11 protein-coding genes are annotated in these 15,236 nt (G+C 73.2%); 5 read left to right on the top strand and 6 right to left on the bottom strand.

Annotated elements, in window-relative coordinates:
- Positions 1-67: 67 nt before the first annotated feature.
- The 4 genes from ACFU7Y_RS23830 to ACFU7Y_RS23845 all read right to left on the bottom strand — a co-directional run bounded on the left by ACFU7Y_RS23830 (position 68) and on the right by ACFU7Y_RS23845 (position 7,217).
- Positions 68-3,883 carry a hypothetical protein gene (locus ACFU7Y_RS23830; RefSeq protein WP_224283799.1) on the bottom strand — a complete coding sequence of 1,272 codons (3,816 nt, stop codon included), beginning with the start codon at positions 3,881-3,883 and terminating at the stop codon, positions 68-70.
- A 453-nt stretch (positions 3,884-4,336) separates the two neighbouring features.
- Positions 4,337-5,374: a cation diffusion facilitator family transporter gene (locus tag ACFU7Y_RS23835; RefSeq protein WP_224284874.1), complete on the bottom strand. Its 1,038-nt coding sequence runs from the start codon at positions 5,372-5,374 to the stop codon at positions 4,337-4,339.
- An 87-nt stretch (positions 5,375-5,461) separates the two neighbouring features.
- On the bottom strand, positions 5,462-6,733 hold the full coding sequence (locus ACFU7Y_RS23840; protein ID WP_224284873.1) for an MFS transporter: 1,272 nt from the start codon (positions 6,731-6,733) through the stop codon (positions 5,462-5,464).
- 127 nt (positions 6,734-6,860) lie between these two features.
- On the bottom strand, positions 6,861-7,217 hold the full coding sequence (locus ACFU7Y_RS23845) for a metalloregulator ArsR/SmtB family transcription factor (RefSeq protein WP_224284872.1): 357 nt from the start codon (positions 7,215-7,217) through the stop codon (positions 6,861-6,863).
- A 236-nt stretch (positions 7,218-7,453) separates the two neighbouring features.
- Between ACFU7Y_RS23845 and hcp the strand changes: the two genes are divergently transcribed.
- Both hcp and ACFU7Y_RS23855 read left to right on the top strand, forming a co-directional pair.
- Complete coding sequence (gene hcp, locus ACFU7Y_RS23850) at positions 7,454-9,124, top strand: hydroxylamine reductase (protein WP_380769588.1); 1,671 nt, start codon at positions 7,454-7,456, stop codon at positions 9,122-9,124.
- Positions 9,121-10,170 (top strand): 2Fe-2S iron-sulfur cluster binding domain-containing protein, encoded by a 1,050-nt coding sequence (locus tag ACFU7Y_RS23855; protein ID WP_224283590.1) that lies wholly within the window; start codon positions 9,121-9,123, stop codon positions 10,168-10,170. Before hcp ends, ACFU7Y_RS23855 begins: the two co-directional genes overlap by 4 nt.
- A 52-nt stretch (positions 10,171-10,222) precedes the next feature.
- Here ACFU7Y_RS23855 and ACFU7Y_RS23860 read toward each other — a convergent pair whose 3' ends face one another.
- Complete coding sequence (locus ACFU7Y_RS23860; protein WP_380769589.1) at positions 10,223-11,725, bottom strand: PTS transporter subunit EIIC; 1,503 nt, start codon at positions 11,723-11,725, stop codon at positions 10,223-10,225.
- A gap of 31 nt (positions 11,726-11,756) precedes the next feature.
- On the bottom strand, positions 11,757-12,347 hold the full coding sequence (locus ACFU7Y_RS23865) for a MarR family winged helix-turn-helix transcriptional regulator (protein ID WP_224283592.1): 591 nt from the start codon (positions 12,345-12,347) through the stop codon (positions 11,757-11,759).
- Positions 12,348-12,534: 187 nt separating this feature from the next.
- On the opposite strand from ACFU7Y_RS23865, the gene ACFU7Y_RS23870 reads away from it, so the two are divergent.
- The 3 genes from ACFU7Y_RS23870 (at position 12,535) to ACFU7Y_RS23880 (ending at position 15,222) form a co-directional block, all read left to right on the top strand.
- The gene (locus ACFU7Y_RS23870; protein WP_224283593.1) at positions 12,535-13,734 is read left to right on the top strand and encodes a cytochrome P450; all 1,200 of its coding nucleotides are present in this window, start codon (positions 12,535-12,537) and stop codon (positions 13,732-13,734) included.
- A 94-nt stretch (positions 13,735-13,828) separates the two neighbouring features.
- The gene (locus ACFU7Y_RS23875; RefSeq protein WP_224283594.1) at positions 13,829-14,026 is read left to right on the top strand and encodes a ferredoxin; all 198 of its coding nucleotides are present in this window, start codon (positions 13,829-13,831) and stop codon (positions 14,024-14,026) included.
- Positions 14,023-15,222, top strand: a complete 1,200-nt coding sequence (locus ACFU7Y_RS23880) for an NAD(P)/FAD-dependent oxidoreductase (RefSeq protein ID WP_380769590.1) — start codon at positions 14,023-14,025, stop codon at positions 15,220-15,222. Before ACFU7Y_RS23875 ends, ACFU7Y_RS23880 begins: the two co-directional genes overlap by 4 nt.
- Positions 15,223-15,236 lie beyond the last annotated feature (14 nt).

The following is a 15,236-nucleotide window of genomic DNA, read 5'->3' on the forward strand; positions in this document are numbered from 1 at the left end:
GAACGAAGCCGTTCCCGGGCCACCCGCTGTTCACTTCCCTTCACTGTCCGAACCCGTCAGAGCGGGCTCACTCGCTCATCCGGTGGATCCTGCGCCGGCGCACCCTGACGAACAGGGTCAGCAGAGCACCGAGCGCCGCCAGGGCACCACCGACCAGGGAGTACGGCAGCACGGTCGATCCGGTGTCCGGCAGCCCGCCACCACTGTGATCGGGGTGCCGGCCGGGCTGCTGGTGCCCGTCACCGCTGTTGTTGCCGTTGCCAGGCCCGCTGCCGTTGCCGTGGCCGTTGCTGCTATCGGAGCTATGCCCGTTGCCATTGCCGTGCCCGTTGCTGCTATCGGCGCTATGCCCGTTGCCGTTGCCAGGCCCGTTACCGTTGCCATGCCCGTGGCCGTTGCCAGGCCCGTGGCTGTTACCGCCACCGTTACCGTTGCCGGCGCCATGCCCATGGCCGTTGCCGTTCTCGTGACCAGCGTCGTGGCCGGGCTTGTGCTCGTGGCACTTGTCCTTCTCGCACGGCGGCGTGCACCGGGCGACCGCGGACGACGGCGGTGTGGTGATCGGCTTTCCGTCCGGGCCGGGGAAGGACGCGGTCACCGTGTTGGTGGTGTCCTTACTGATCAGGCTGGAGCAGTAGAACGTCTTGGTCTGCCCAGCCGCCAGCTTGAAGGTCCCGGCTGCCGCCACGCAGGCGGCCTCCTGCGGATCGTTCAGCGTGATCCCGCTGATGTCCGTCGTGCCGGTGTTGGTCACCGTGATCCGCCAGAACGCCTGGCACTTGTCGGGGTCGCAGGGCTCCTCGGAGGCGCCGCCCTTGTGCAGCGTCACCTCCTTGCCCCATGGACCGGAACCGCCCTGACCGCAGTTGCCGGACTTGTCGGACTGGCAGACCTCCTTGTTGATGTCCAGCGAGGGAACACCGGGCCGATTGACCACAACGGTGGCCTCGGACGGGGGCGTGGTGATCGGCCGGCCACCCGGAACGGGGAAGGACGCCGTCACCGCATTCACCGTGCGCTGGGTGACGTTCGCCAGGTTGCAGAACACCTGACGCGAAGCACCCGCCGCGAGGTCGAACGTCCCCGCAGCCGTCACGCACGACGGCGACACACTGTCCGCCAAGGTGATCCCCGTGACCGGAACCGTGCTGGTGTTGGTCACCGTGATCCGCCAGTACGCCGTGCCACCCGACGTCACCGTGGCGCTCTTCGCCCACGGACCCGGACCACCGTCAGCGCAGTCGGCAGCGTTGCCAGAGGTGCAGACCTCCTTGTTGATGCTCAGCGAGGGAACGACTGGCGGAGTCACATCCACCGTCGCCTCCGACGGCGGCGTGGTGATCGGCCGGCCACCCGGAACGGGGAAGGACGCCGTCACCGCATTCACCGTGCGCTGGGTGACGTTCGCCAGGTTGCAGAACACCTGACGCGAAGCACCCGCCGCGAGGTCGAACGTCCCCGCAGCCGTCACGCACGACGGCGACACACTGTCCGCCAAGGTGATCCCCGTGACCGGAACCGTGCTGGTGTTGGTCACCGTGATCCGCCAGTACGCCGTGCCACCCGACGTCACCGTGGCGCTCTTCGCCCACGGACCCGGACCACCGTCAGCGCAGTCGGCAGCGTTGCCAGAGGTGCAGACCTCCTTGTTGATCGTCAGCTTCGGCGTGCACCCCGGGCCCGGGGTCACCCGGAAGGTGACGGTGTTGGAGGTGACGGGAGCGCCGCCGTTGGTGACGGCCGAGGCCTGGTCGGAGACGGAGGTGACGGAGCAGTCCGTGGCCACCTTGGTCTCGAAGCAGATCTGCGGGGCGTCGCCGACGAAGGTCACCTGCATCAGCGGCTGGTTCTGCGGGGTGAACGACGACCCGTTGACGAGGACGAGGTTGCCGATCACCTGGATGGGTGCGTCACCGACCGGGACCGAGGAGATGTCCGCCGTCCCGGTGGCCGGGTTGAACGGGAAGGTGCCGATGGTGGTGCCGTCGGCCGCCAGCACGGTCACCGTGGACTGGTCGAAGTTGACGGTCGTCGGATCGATGCTGACGAGGCTGACGGTTCCGTAGGACTTCACGTGTCCGGTCGCCCCGTCGCAGTAGTACGCCGCCGGGTTGATGGTGCTCTGGGCCCTGGTCTTGAGGCAGGGCGAGGCGCCGGTGATCGGGTCGAGGGAGAACAGGAACCCGATGTCGCCGAGGCTGTACTTGCACTGGCCGTCGTAGGCGAAGCCGTACGGGCTGGTGTAGCCGCCGTTCACGTTGGGCGGGCCGTTGACGACGCCGTTGGTGCCGTACTGGGTGCACGGGCCCTGGATGGTCCAGTCGTAGCAGAACTCGGAGCTGTTCAGGGTCGGCGTGTTGCCCTGGTAGAGCCAGAACGGGAACTCGGTCTCCAGGTGCCCGTTGGACGCGGTGATGGTCAGCGGGTTGTGGTAGTTGGCCTCACCGGGGCCGACGTTGGTGCTGACCAGGGCCTGGAGGCCGGGGGGCGCCGCGATCGGGTTGCCCGCGAAGTCGAAGCAGACGGGGGTGCCCATCGCCGGGTTGACCTGCTGGTAGACGCCGCCGACCACGGTGCAGACGCCGGTGGCCGCGCCCGAGGAGTCGTGCATCGCGAAGACGTTGTCGACCCGGGCGGGCCCGCTGCTGGTGGGGGTGACCACGACCTTGGGGGTGGACCAGCCGGTGCAGGCGGCGTTGGTCGACGGGTCGAAGCAGGACATCACCGAGGGTTTCGGGGCCTGCTGGTTGTCGGTGACGTAGACCTTGCCGTTGATGACCGTCATCGTGCCGGCGTAGTCACCGGGGAAGGTGCCCTGGCCCTCGTTGGGGGGCAGACCGATGTTGAAGGTGCCGCAGGACGCGTTGGTGGTGCGGTCGTAGCAGAGGATCTCCCCGGTGCCGGAGACCGCGTAGATCAGCCCGCCGGGCGGCGCCTCGACCACACCGCCGATGACCGTGCCGTCGCCCTCCTGGAGGGGGGTGAAACCACAGCTGGCCTGGGCCTGGAGGTCGATGCAGCCGACGCCGATGAGCCGGGGGACGGTCCGGCTGACGGCCGCGTAGTACAGCTTGGAGCCGGACTGCACGTAGGTCGGGGTGCGGGTGCTGCCGAGGTCCCCTGTGGTCCCGTCGGGAATCGAGGAGTTCAGCGGCTGCGGCCAGGTGGCGGGCGCGCCGGTCGGGGTCGGACAGGGGCCGTTGGTCAGCAGGTCGGTACAGACCACACTGGCCGGGCTCGCCGCCCCGTGGTGGTAGATGTTCCAGGCCTCGGGCGTGGAGACGCCGTTGATCGTGGCGGTGTAGAGGATGGGGATGAAGCCGTCACCGCCGGTGGCGGTGTTGACCGGGGTGAGCGGCGGCGGGATCTGCACCAACTGGCCGGTCGCGGGCGCGGAGAGCTTCGGGTTGCTCGCCTGGACGACATTGGTGGCCGCGCCCGGGTCGGTGGTGGAGAAGGTGGCGCCCCCGTCGGTGGACCACTGCTTGCCGAAGCCCGGCGGCACCTGGAGCGAGCCGGGCACGTAGGCCTGGGTCTGGGGGGTGCTGCCCGGGCCGCCCTGGATCGCGTCGGTGATGGTGGTGGAGACCGGTGCGCTGTCCGGGTTGGTGGCGGAGACCACCCAGCGGATGGTGTCGCCCTGCGCGGCGGTGGTCGTGCTGCCGGTGGCGAGGTCGGTGCCGGTCTTCTCCAGCGTCACCGGCTGCTGCCGGACCTGGCGTCCGCCCTTCCCGCCGCTCTGCCCGGCTCCCTTCCCGGTGCCCTGACGGTCCGTCGGGTGTGCCGCGGCGGGCCGGTCGGCGAGCGTGGTGGTGCGACCGGCGGCGTGGGCGGCGGCCTGGGCCGGAAGGGTGAGCGACGCGACGGCCGCGGCGAAGGCCACCGCCAGGCTGACCGCCCGGCCCGGTGGTCGTCGGGCGGAGCATCCGTCATGACGCGGTCCCCGGGGAGGAGGTGGGGGCGGACAGCGCTTCATCAAACGTCCTTTCGGTCCTGCGCCCACGTGCCGAGGGGATGGCGGGGAAGGGGAATGCCGAGCGAGCGCAGTGCGTTCTGATGATGTTCTGACTATCCGTCCGATTTGTCCTGCATAGCTCAGATTCACTCCCCGGCACCTCAGGAGCACTCTGGCGGACCCGGCGATTGACGCACCCGCCCCGAGATCTGCAGCGGACATCACGAACGGCCTCCCCCCGAATGTGCCGCTGGGCGGCGCCGGCGATCCCGAGGACCTCGCCGAGACGACCGCGTTCCGATGGGGAGCTGCCGGGGTTCGAGCAGGGCCGGACGTGCACGGCGGCCGGCGGGCGCGCGGCGGCCCGGAACGCCGGGGCGGTCAGCGGGCCGCGCGCCGGTGGTGGGCGAGGTCGGCGTGCGGGTCGTCGGCTCCCGGGGCGGCGCTGTGGTCGGTGTGCACGGTGGCGGCGGTGAGCCTGGGGACGGCGTGGATCAGGCTGTGCTCGGCTGCGACGGCGATGGCGTGGGCCTGGACGACGGTGAGCCGCGGGTCGACGACGATGTCGGCCTCGGCCCGCAGGCTGTGGCCGATCCAGCGCATCCGGACGTCCCCGACTCCGCGCACGCCCTCGACGTGGCGCAGCGCGCGTTCGGCGGCGTCGATCTGGGCGGGGTCGACGGCGTCCATGAGCCGCCGGTAGACCTCGCGGGCGGCGTCCTTGAGCACGAGCAGGATCGCGGCGGTGATGAACAGGCCGACGACCGGGTCGGCGGCCTGCCAGCCGAGGGCGACGCCGCCGGCGCCGAGCAGGACGGCGAGCGAGGTGAAGCCGTCGGTGCGGGCGTGCAGGCCGTCGGCGACCAGTGCCGCCGAGCCGATCCGCCGGCCGGTGACGATCCGCAGGCGGGCCACCCACTCGTTGCCGGCGAAGCCCGCGAGGGCGGCCAGGGCGACGGCCCACAGGTGGCCGACTCCGCGGGGGCTCACCAGGCGGTCGACGGCCTCGTAGGCGGTGAGCACGGAGGAGGCGGCGATGGTGAGGACGATGGCGATGCCGGCGAGGTCCTCGGCCCGCCCGTACCCGTAGGTGTAGCGGCGGTTGGCAGGGCGTCGGCCGAGCAGGAGGGCGAGGCCGAGCGGAACGGCGGTGAGCGCGTCGGCGGCGTTGTGGATGGTGTCGCCGAGCAGGGCGACCGATCCGGACAGGACCACGATCACGGCCTGGAGGGCGGTGGTGACGCCGAGCACGACGAGGGACTGCCCCAGGGTGCGTATGCCCGCGCGGGAGGCCTCCATCGCGCTGTCGACCTTGTCCATGGCCCCGTGGCCGTGCGGGGTGACGAGGTGGGCGAGGTCGTGCCGCAGCCGGGACCGGCAGGAGCCGCGTCCCCCGTGCGCGTGGTGGTGCTCGTCCACGGTACGTTCGCCCCTTCTCGGGGTCGGCCGGTGTTCCGTCTTCCAGTGTGTGCGCGGGCCCGCACCCGCGCACCGGCGCCCGCCCGGTCAGCCGGGAACGGCGGCGCCCCGCCCCCCGCTCGCCACCGGTACCGGCGCCGACTCGGCGGGCACCCGGCGCCAGGCGCGGGCGGCCAGCACAGCGGAGGCCGACGTGACGACGCCGAGCGCGGCAGAGGCCTCGGTGAGGCCCAGGGTTGCGCCGAGCCAGCCGGCCAGGGGGTAGGTGAGCAGCCAGCAGCCGTGGGAGAGGGAGAACTGGGCAGCGAAGACCGCGGGGAGGTCCTCGTCGGCCACCGAGTCGCGCAGGACGCGGCCGGTGGGGGTGAGGATCAGCGAGCCGACCGCGCCGAAGGCGGTCCAGACAGTGAGCAGTACGGGCCAGCGCCATGCGCCCGCCCCGGCGGCCGTGACCGCGGCGAGCAGGGCGAAGAGTCCGACGATGCCGAACGCCGCCGGGAGCATGACGCTCCGGTCCGGTGTCCGGTCCAGCACCCGGGGCAGCAGCAGCGCCACGGCCATCGACCCGGCCCCGTAGGCGCCGAGTGCGACCGGCACGTCGGCGGCGGGGCGACCGAGCTGGTCGCGGACGTAGACGACGGTGTTGACGATCACCATGGCACTGGCGGCGGCGGCCGCGAGGTCCAGGGCGAGCATCGCGCGCAGCCGGGGCACGGCGAGGAACAGCCGGGTGCCGCGGACGGACCTGGCGAGGACGCCGCCGTCAGCCTCCGCCCGCTCCGGCCGGATCGGTGTGGGCAGGACCGCGGAGACCACCAGGGCGGCGGAGGCGAGGAACCCGGCGGCGGTGCCCCAGAACAGCCAGTGGTAGCTGATCAGGGCCAGCAGCGCCGCCGCGAGCACCGGACTGACCAGGCTCTCCGTGTCGTAGGCGAGCCGGGACAGCGACAGGGCGCGGGTGTAGGCGCGCTCCTCGGGCAGCACCTCGGGGATCACCGACTGGAAGGCCGGGGTGAAGGCCGCCGAGGCGGACTGCAGGACGAAGATCAGGACGTAGACCTGCCACACCTCGGTGACGAAGGGCAGGGTGAGGGCAACGGCGGCCCGGGTGAGGTCGGAGGCGGCCATCAGGCGCCGCCGCGGGATGCGGTGGGCCAGCGCGGTGACCACCGGGGCGATGCCGACGTACGCGAGCATCTTGATCGCCAGCGCGGTGCCGAGCACCGATCCGGCGTCCGCTCCGGCGAGGTCGTACGCGAGGAGGCCGAGCGCCACCGTGGCGAGGCCGGTGCCCACCAGGGCGACGATCTGGGCGGCGAACAGGTGCAGGAAGGTGCGGTTGCGCAGCACGGACAGCATGGAGGACCCCGCTCGACTGGGCGCGGCAGGACGACACGGCCAGGATAGGTCAACATGTGCACATGCGTGCACATGTTGACAAGAAAGCAGGCCCGTACCCCGGAGGGCACGGGCCGGAGGAGTCGGGTCAGTCGTGCGGCGGGAGCCCGCCGATCTGGTGGTCGGCGACGCTCAGCGCCTCGTCGACCAGCCGGCGCAGGTGCCCGTGGCGCAGCGCGTACACCACGCGCCGGCCGTCCTTGCGGGTCGCGACCAGGCCGGCCAGCCGGAGCTTGCCGAGGTGCTGGCTGACCGACGTCCGGGGTGCTCCGGCCGCCTCGGTGAGCGTGGTCACGTCGGCCTCACCGGCGCTCAGGCGCTGGAGCAGGGCGAGCCGGGTGCGGTCCGCGAGCAGCGCCAGGATGCCGGCCGCGGCCTCCAGCCGCTCGTCGTCCCGGTGCTCCTGCGCATGGTGCGCACCTGATACCTGAAGGCTCCCACTCATGGCGACATCGTAGGGCCCCGGCGGTCCGGAGCGCTGTCCGGGCCGGGCCGGGGCCGATGGCGTACGGGCCCCGGCGGCGGCACCGGGCGCAACGGGCGCGGGCCGGCTGGGTCTCCCGGCCCCGGATTGGGGCCCTCCGGCCCTGATGCACCGTCAGCGGCGGTCCCATCCTGGACTCGTCGAGGCCCGTCCCGCCGCCTCGCCCGAACGACACCACGAGTCCCCGGAGGACCCGCATGTTCTGCTTCCAGTGCGAACAGACCGACCGCACCGGCGCCACCCCCGGCTGCGCCGGTCCGATCGGCAACTGCGGCAAGGATTCCCCCACTTCGGACCTCCAGGACCTGCTGATCCACGCGGTCAAGGGCATCTCGCAGTACGCCGCGAAGGCGCGGGCGCTCGGCGACCCGGACGACGAGGCGGCGGCCTTCGTCCTGTACGCGGTCTTCACCACGCTCACCAACGTCAACTTCAACCCCACCCGCTTCGCCGCGCTGATCCAGCTGGCCGTGGGCGTCCGCAACCGGGCCCGGGACCGGTACGAGCGGGCCGCGCGCGCCGCCGGGCAGGAGCCGGAGACGCTCACCGGGCCGGCCGCCTGGGCGCCCGCGGCGGACCCCGCCGCGCTGGTGGGCCAGGCGTCCGGCGTCCGGGTGGACGCCGGGCTCGCCCTGGTGGGGCCGGAGGTGGTCGGGCTCCGCTCGCTCCACCTCTACGCGCTCAAGGGCATCTGCGCCTACGCCCACCACGCCGACGTGCTCGGCCGCCGCAGCGCCGAGGTCCTCGGCGGCGTCGAGGAGGCCTTCGCCTACCTGGCCGGCGAGCCGACCGACGCGGCCGAGCTGCTGGAGCGCGCCGTCGGCCTCGGCCGGCTGAACCTCGCGGCGATCGAACTGCTCGACGCCGCCAACACCGGCACCTACGGCCCCCAGCAGCCCACCTCCGTACGCACCACCCCCGTCGCCGGAAAGGCGATCCTGGTCAGCGGCCACGACCTGCGGGACCTCGAAGCCGTACTGGTGCAGACCAGGGGCCTGGGCATCAACGTCTACACCCACGGCGAGATGCTCCCCGCCCACGCCTACCCGCTGCTCAAGGCCCACCCGCACCTGGTCGGCAACTACGGCGGTGCCTGGCAGGACCAGCAGCAGGAGTTCGCGGCCTTCCCCGGCCCGATCCTGATGACCTCCAACTGCATCATCGAGCCGCACGTCAGCTACCGCCGCCGGATCTTCACGGCCGGACCGGTCGGCTGGCCCGGCGTCCGGCACCTCGCCGACCACGACTTCCGCCCGCTGATCCAGGCCGCCCAGGCCCTGCCGGGGTTCCCGGAGACCGCGGCCGAGGAGGAGGCCGTCACCGTCGGCTTCGGCCGGGACGCCGTGCTCGCGGTCGCCGACCAGGTGGTCGACGCGGTGCGGCAGGGTGCCATCCGGCACTTCTTCCTGATCGGCGGCTGCGACGGCCCCACCCCCGGACGCGACTACTACACCGACTTCGCCCTCGGCGCGCCCCGGGACAGCGTGGTGCTCACCCTCGGCTGTGCCAAGTACCGCTTCAACCGGCACGACTTCGGCGAGATCGCCGGCCTCCCCCGGCTGCTGGACCTCGGCCAGTGCAACGACACCTACTCCGCCATCCGGATCGCCACCGCGCTGGCCGACGCCTTCGAGTGCGAGGTCAACGACCTGCCGCTCACCCTGGCGCTGTCCTGGACCGAGCAGAAGGCCGTCGCGGTGCTGCTCACCCTGCTCGCACTGGGCATCCGCACCATCCACCTCGGCCCCTCGCTGCCCGGCTTCCTGACCCCCGCCCTGGTCGACGAGCTCGTGAAGCGGTTCGACCTGCGGGTGACCGGCGACCCGACGGCCGACCTGGCCGCCGCGCTCGAACGGACGGCGTCGTGAGCACGGACGACGTGGTGGACGCGGCCGGATCGCACCCGGTCGCCCTCACCACCAGCGACGGCGGCCGGCTGGAGTTCGCCTGCGCCCCCGGCCGCAGCGTCCTGGAGGCCGCGGAGGAGGCCGGCGCCGCCCTGCCGGCCTCCTGCCGCCAGGGCACCTGCGGCTCCTGCCACGCCTCGGTCACCGACGGACCGTACGAACTCGGCCCGCACAGCGAGCAGGCCCTCCCACCGGGCGAGCGCGAGCGCGGCGAGGTGCTGCTCTGCCGCACCTTCCCCTGCGGGCCGCTGACGGCCGCGCTGCCGTACGAGCAGTCGCGCATCCTGTACGGCGGCATCCCGGTGCGCGAGGGCACCGTCACCGCGGTGGACCCGGTGACGCCGGACACCGTGCGGCTGGAGGTGCGCCTCGACGACCCGGACTGCCAGTTCGACCCGGGCCAGTTCATGGAGCTCCGAGCTCCCGGCGGCGAGCCGAAGCGCGCGTACTCCCTCGCCAACACCGGCAACTGGGAGGGCCGGCTGGAGTTCTACGTCCGGCTGCGGGAGGGCGGGCACTTCTCCTCCTACCTCGCCGGCCGGGCCCGCCCGGGCGACCGGCTCACCGTGCACGGCCCGCAGGGCGCCTTCGGCCTGCACGAGACCGGCCTGCGCCCGCGCTTGTTCGTGGCCGGCGGCACCGGCCTGGCCCCGCTGCTGGCGATGGTCCGCCGGATGGCCGAGTGGCAGGATCCGCAGCCCGCCCGGCTGTTCCTCGGCGTCAACGAGCCGAAGGACGTCTTCGGACTGGACGAACTCGCCGCTTCGGCCGCCGAGTTGCCGGGCTTCCGGTACGAGGTCTGCGTCTGGAGACCCGGCCCCGGCTGGTCCGGGCCGACCGGCACCCCGGCGGACCTGCTGGCCGCCGCCCTGCCCGAACTCGGCGACGCCGCACCGGACCTGTACGTCTGCGGGCCGCCGCCCATGGTCGACGCCGTCCTGCACACCGCCGCGCTGGGCGGGGTGCCGCCCGAGCAGGTGCACCGGGAGCGCTTCCTGGCGACCTGACCGGCCCGGACCGCGGGCCGGCGCCGAGCGCGTCGTTGTCGGCGGCCCGCGGCTACCCCGAGCTCCCGGCCGAGGCGGCGGGAGCGTTGTACTCGGCGAGGGTCTCGCGGGTGAAGCCGAAGAAGTAGGTGGCCAGGAAACCCGCGAGGTAACCGGTCAGCAGCCCGCCACCGTAGACGGCGGCGCTCGCGAGGAGTCCCTGTGGGCCGGCCAGGAGCGGGAAGAGGGCCCAGCCGGAGGGGCCGATGGCGGTGGAGCCCACGGCGCTGCCGAGCTGGCCGGCCACTCCGACGAAAGCACCGCCGGCGGCGCCGCCGATGCAGGCGGTGACGAAGGGGCGCCCCAGCGGCAGGGTGACGCCGTAGACCAGCGGCTCGCCGACACCGAGCAGGCCGGCCGGGAGCGCGGACCTGATGGTGGCCCGGATGGAGGCGTTGTGGCGCAGCCTCAGGTAGACGGCCACGGCGCAGCCGACCTGCCCGGCGCCGGCCATGGCGAGGATCGGCAGCAGCACGGTGGAACCCTGCTGCTGGATCAGGGTGGTGTGGATCGGGATGAGCGCCTGGTGCAGGCCGAGCATCACCAGCGGCAGGAAGAGCCCGCCGAGCACGAGTCCGGCGAACAGGCCGCCGTGGGCGAGCAGCCAGGTGGCGGCGTGGCCGATGGCGGTGGAGATCTCCCCGGCGACGAACATCAGGCCGAACAGCGCGGCCAGCCCGCCGAGCAGGACGGTGACCGTGGGGGTGACCAGGACGTCCAGGGCGGCGGGCAGCAGCCGACGGGTCCAGCGCTCCAGGTGGACCGCCAGCAACGCGGCGAGGAGCGCGCCGACCACACCGCCCTGCCCCGGGGTGAGGTGGTGGCCGAACGCCTCCACCTTGGCGACCCCCGCATAGACGATCACACTGGCCACGGCCCCGCCGAGCACGGGTGTGCCGCCGAACTCCTTCGCCGTGTTGTAGCCGACGAAGACGGCGATCAGGGACATGAACCCGGAGGAGACCGGGCCCAGGGCGGTGACCAGGGCCGGGGCCCAGCCGAGGTTGGCGAGGGCCCCGGAGAGGCCGGCGACGATGCCGCACCCGATCAGCGCGGGGATCAGCGGGACGAAGATGTCGGCGATCCGGCGCAGTGCCAGTTTCACCGGGGTCGCGTTGCGCGCCCGGGCCTGTGCCCGGATGCGGTCGCCGCGCTCGGCGAGGTCCCCGGCGGTGGGGGCGGCCTGCGGTTCGGCCCGACCGCCCGCCCCTTCCCGTCCGTCCGCCCCGTCCTCCCCCGCCGCTGCGGCCGGTGCGCCGGGGGATTCCAGGAGGCGGCGCAGCTGCGCGGTGACCCCGGCGACGGCAGCGGGCCCGAGCACGATCTGGTAGGTGTCGTCCTCGACCGTGCCCAGGACCGCCGGTAGCGCCCGGAGCGCCTCGGTGTCGACCAGGGAGCGGTCCGCCAGGCCCAGCCGCAGCCGGGTCATGCAGTGGGCGACCGAGCGGATGTTGGCGGCGCCACCGACCAGCGGGAGGATCGCCCCGGCCACGGCGTGGTTCTTCTCGTCCGACATGCCGGGGGACGTACCCGGGTGCTCCCGGGGCTCAACCGCCGTCGTGTGCGGCAGTGTTGAGCCGGGCCTTCGCCCTCGCGGCACCGTCGGCACCGTCCGACCGGTGCGGGAGCGGGTCGTCCTCGGACAGCATGGTGGTGCGTACCCGGTGCACGTACCGGTCGATCAGGTGGCTCAGCACGCTGACGGTGGCGGTGACGTCCGGCTCGGGGACGCCGTCCAGCGCACTCGCGAGTCCGGCGATGTTGGCCTGTTTCAGGCGGTCGAGCAGCTCCCGCCCGTCGGCGGTGATGGCCACCTGGCGGGCCCGCCGGTCCAGCGCGTCCTGGCTGCGTTCCACCAGCCGCTGGCCCTGGAGGCGGTCGATCTGCCGGGTGACGTGGGAGGGCTTGACCATCAGCCGGTCGGCCAGGTCGCTCACCCGGCTGGCCCCCGCGCCCTCGGCGAGCGCGCGCAGGAGGTAGACGTCCGAGCGTGCGGCGGTGATGCCGGCCCGGGCGGTGCGGCGTTCGTGCTCCTGTGAGCGCGTCAGCAGGTAGGCCAGCGTGGCCAGTACGGCCTCCAGACCGTCCAGCTCGCAGGCGGTGGTCCGACCGTCTTCGGCGTCTTCGTCGTCCGACATGGGGGAACTGTAGCGATCCGGTGCGGACGGCGGCCGGGGCGGGAAGCCGTGACCGGATTTCGGACAGATTCGACTGTCACCCGATCCGCCCCTTCTGTCACCACGGAACGCGAGCTAGCGTGACGGTCAGTTAGTTGCTTTGGGCACGTAAATAGGCCTGCTTCAACTCCGAGAAGGGGATTCACTGATGGCCACCGCCGAGAAGACCCCGCGCTTCGCCCACCCCGCCGCCCGCGGCACCTGCCCGTTCGCCCCGCCGCCCGCCTACGGGCAGGCCCGGCAGGAGGAGCCGGTCAGCCGTGTCTCCCTGTGGGACGGCTCCACCAGCTGGCTGGTCACCCGGCACGAGGACATCAAGGCGGTCCTCTCCGACGCCCGCTTCAGCTCCGACTCCACCCGGCCCGGCTTCCCGTTCATCAGCGCGGGCGCCCGGCAGCTGAACGCCGGTCAGCCCACCTTCATCCGGATGGACGACCCCGAGCACGCCCGCTTCCGCCGGATGCTCACCGGCGAGTTCATGATCAGGAAGGTCGAGGCGCTGCGCCCCGAGGTCCAGCGGATCGCCGACGACCTGCTGGACCGGATGACCGAAGGACGCTCCAGCGCCGACCTGGTCCGCGAGTTCGCCCTGCCGCTGCCGTCCCTGGTCATCTGCCTGCTGCTCGGCGTCCCCTACCAGGACCACGACTTCTTCCAGGAGTGCAGCCGCGTCCTGCTGCGCCGCGCCTCCACCGCCGAGGAGGTCACCGCCGCCCAGGCCAAGCTGGTCGACTACCTGGTCGAGCTCACCGAGGCCAAGCGCACCCACCCCGACGACGGCATCCTCAGCCGTCTGGTGGAGCGCGGCGAGCTGAGCACCGAGGAGATCGGGGCGATGGGCCGGCTGCTGCTGGTGGCCGGACACGAGACCACGGCGAACATGACCGCGCTCTCCGTGCTCGCGCTGCTGCGCAACCCCGACCAGCTCGACCACCTGCGCAAGCACCCCGAGTCCGTGCCCGGCGCGGTCGAGGAGCTGCTGCGCTACCTGAGCATCGTGCACTCCGGCCTCACCCGGGTGGCCACCGAGGACGTCGACCTGGGCGGCGTCCGCATCCGGGCGGGCGAGGGCGTCATCTGCATGGTCAACACCGCCAACCGGGACGAGCAGGAGTTCCCGGACGGCGACGAGCTCGACCTGACCCGCGACGCGCGCCGGCACCTGGCCTTCGGCTTCGGCAGCCACCAGTGCCTGGGGCAGCCGCTGGCCCGGCTGGAACTGCAGATCGCGCTGACCAGCATCCTGCGGCGGCTGCCCGAACTGCGCCTGGCCGTACCGTTCGAGGAGATCCGCTTCCGCGGCGAGATGCTCGTCTACGGCGTCCACGAGCTGCCGATCGCCTGGTGACCCGGCTCCACCGCGAGCCGCCACGACCGTACCCGTCCGCCTGCCCTGTGCCGAAGTTCACGGCCGCCGGGGCACGTGTTCCGAAAGGAAGACCATGCTCGTCCGGATCGACCAGGAGAAGTGCTGCGGCGCCGGGCACTGTGTGCTCGCCGCCCCCGACGTGTTCGACCAGCGCGACGAGGACGGCATCGTCGTCCTGCTCGACGCCGAACCGCCCGCCGAGCTCCACCGGGCCGTCCAGGACGCCGCCGCGGTCTGCCCGGCCGCGGCGATCCGCCTGGACCAGGTGTGACCGCACTGCGGGACGTGGCCGTGGTCGGCGCCGGCGCGGCCGGGCTGCACGCCGCCGAGGCACTGCGCCGGTCCGGCTACGACGGCCGCCTCACCCTGATCGGGGCCGAGCCGGATCCGCCGTACGACCGGCCGCCGCTGTCCAAGCAGCTGCTCGGCGGCGAGTGGCAGGCCGACCGCCTGGCCCTGCGCGGCCCCGAGGCGCTGGACGAGCTCCGGCTCGACCTTCGCCTGGGAGTCCGGGCCGGGCGGCTCGACCGCCGGGAGCGGACCGTCCACCTCTCCGACGGTCGGCGGGTGCGCTGCGAGGCCGTCATCGTGGCCACCGGAGTCCGCCCGCGCCGGCTCCCCGGCGCCGAGACGCCGCGGCCCGGGGCACACGTGCTGCGCACCCTCGCCGACGCCCTCGCCCTGCGCGATGAACTACGGTCGGGCTTAAGGCTGTTGGTGGTCGGCGGCGGACTGCTCGGCGCCGAGGCGGCGGCCACCGCCGTCGGGCTCGGCGCCGAGGTGACCTGGCTGACCTCCACCGCCACGCCGCTGGCCGCCGTCCTGGGCACCGAAACGGCCGCGTTGCTGGCCGGCCTGCACCGCGAACACGGGGTGCGGCTCCACCGGGGCCTGGCCACGGGGCTGCTCGAACGGCGCGGCCGGACCGCCGGCGTCCGGCTGGCCGACGGCTCCGAACTGGCGGCCGACGCCGTGCTGATGGCCGTCGGGTCCGAGCCCGCCACCGAGTGGCTGGCCGGCAGCGGCGTCCCGCTGGACGACGGCGTGGTCTGCGACGCCTACTGCGCCGCCGGCCCCGGTGTCTGGGCGGCCGGGGACGCCGCCGCCTGGCCCGACCCGCGCACCGGCCGCCACCGGCGCCTCGAACAGCGCACCAACGCCACCGAGCAGGCCGTGCACGCCGCCCGGAACCTGCTGGCCGGACCGGACGGCGCCCGGCAGGCCTACCGGCCGGTCCCGTACCTGTGGACCGACCAGTACGGGCTGCGGGTGCAGGTGTTCGGCCGGCCCGGCGGCGCGGAGCGGTTCGACGTGGTCGACGGAAGCCTGGAGGAGCACCGCTTCGCCGCCGTCTGCGTCCGGGACGGCCTGGTCGCCGGTGCGGTGGGGATCGCCTCCGCCCGGGCGCTGCGCGGGCTGCGCGCCCAGGTGGCCGCGCACGGCCCGTGGCCGCCCGAGCCTGCCTGAGACCCCCTCGTACG

This window comes from Kitasatospora sp. NPDC057542, assembly GCF_042801945.1.
Taxonomy (GTDB): Bacteria; Actinomycetota; Actinomycetes; order Streptomycetales; family Streptomycetaceae; genus Kitasatospora.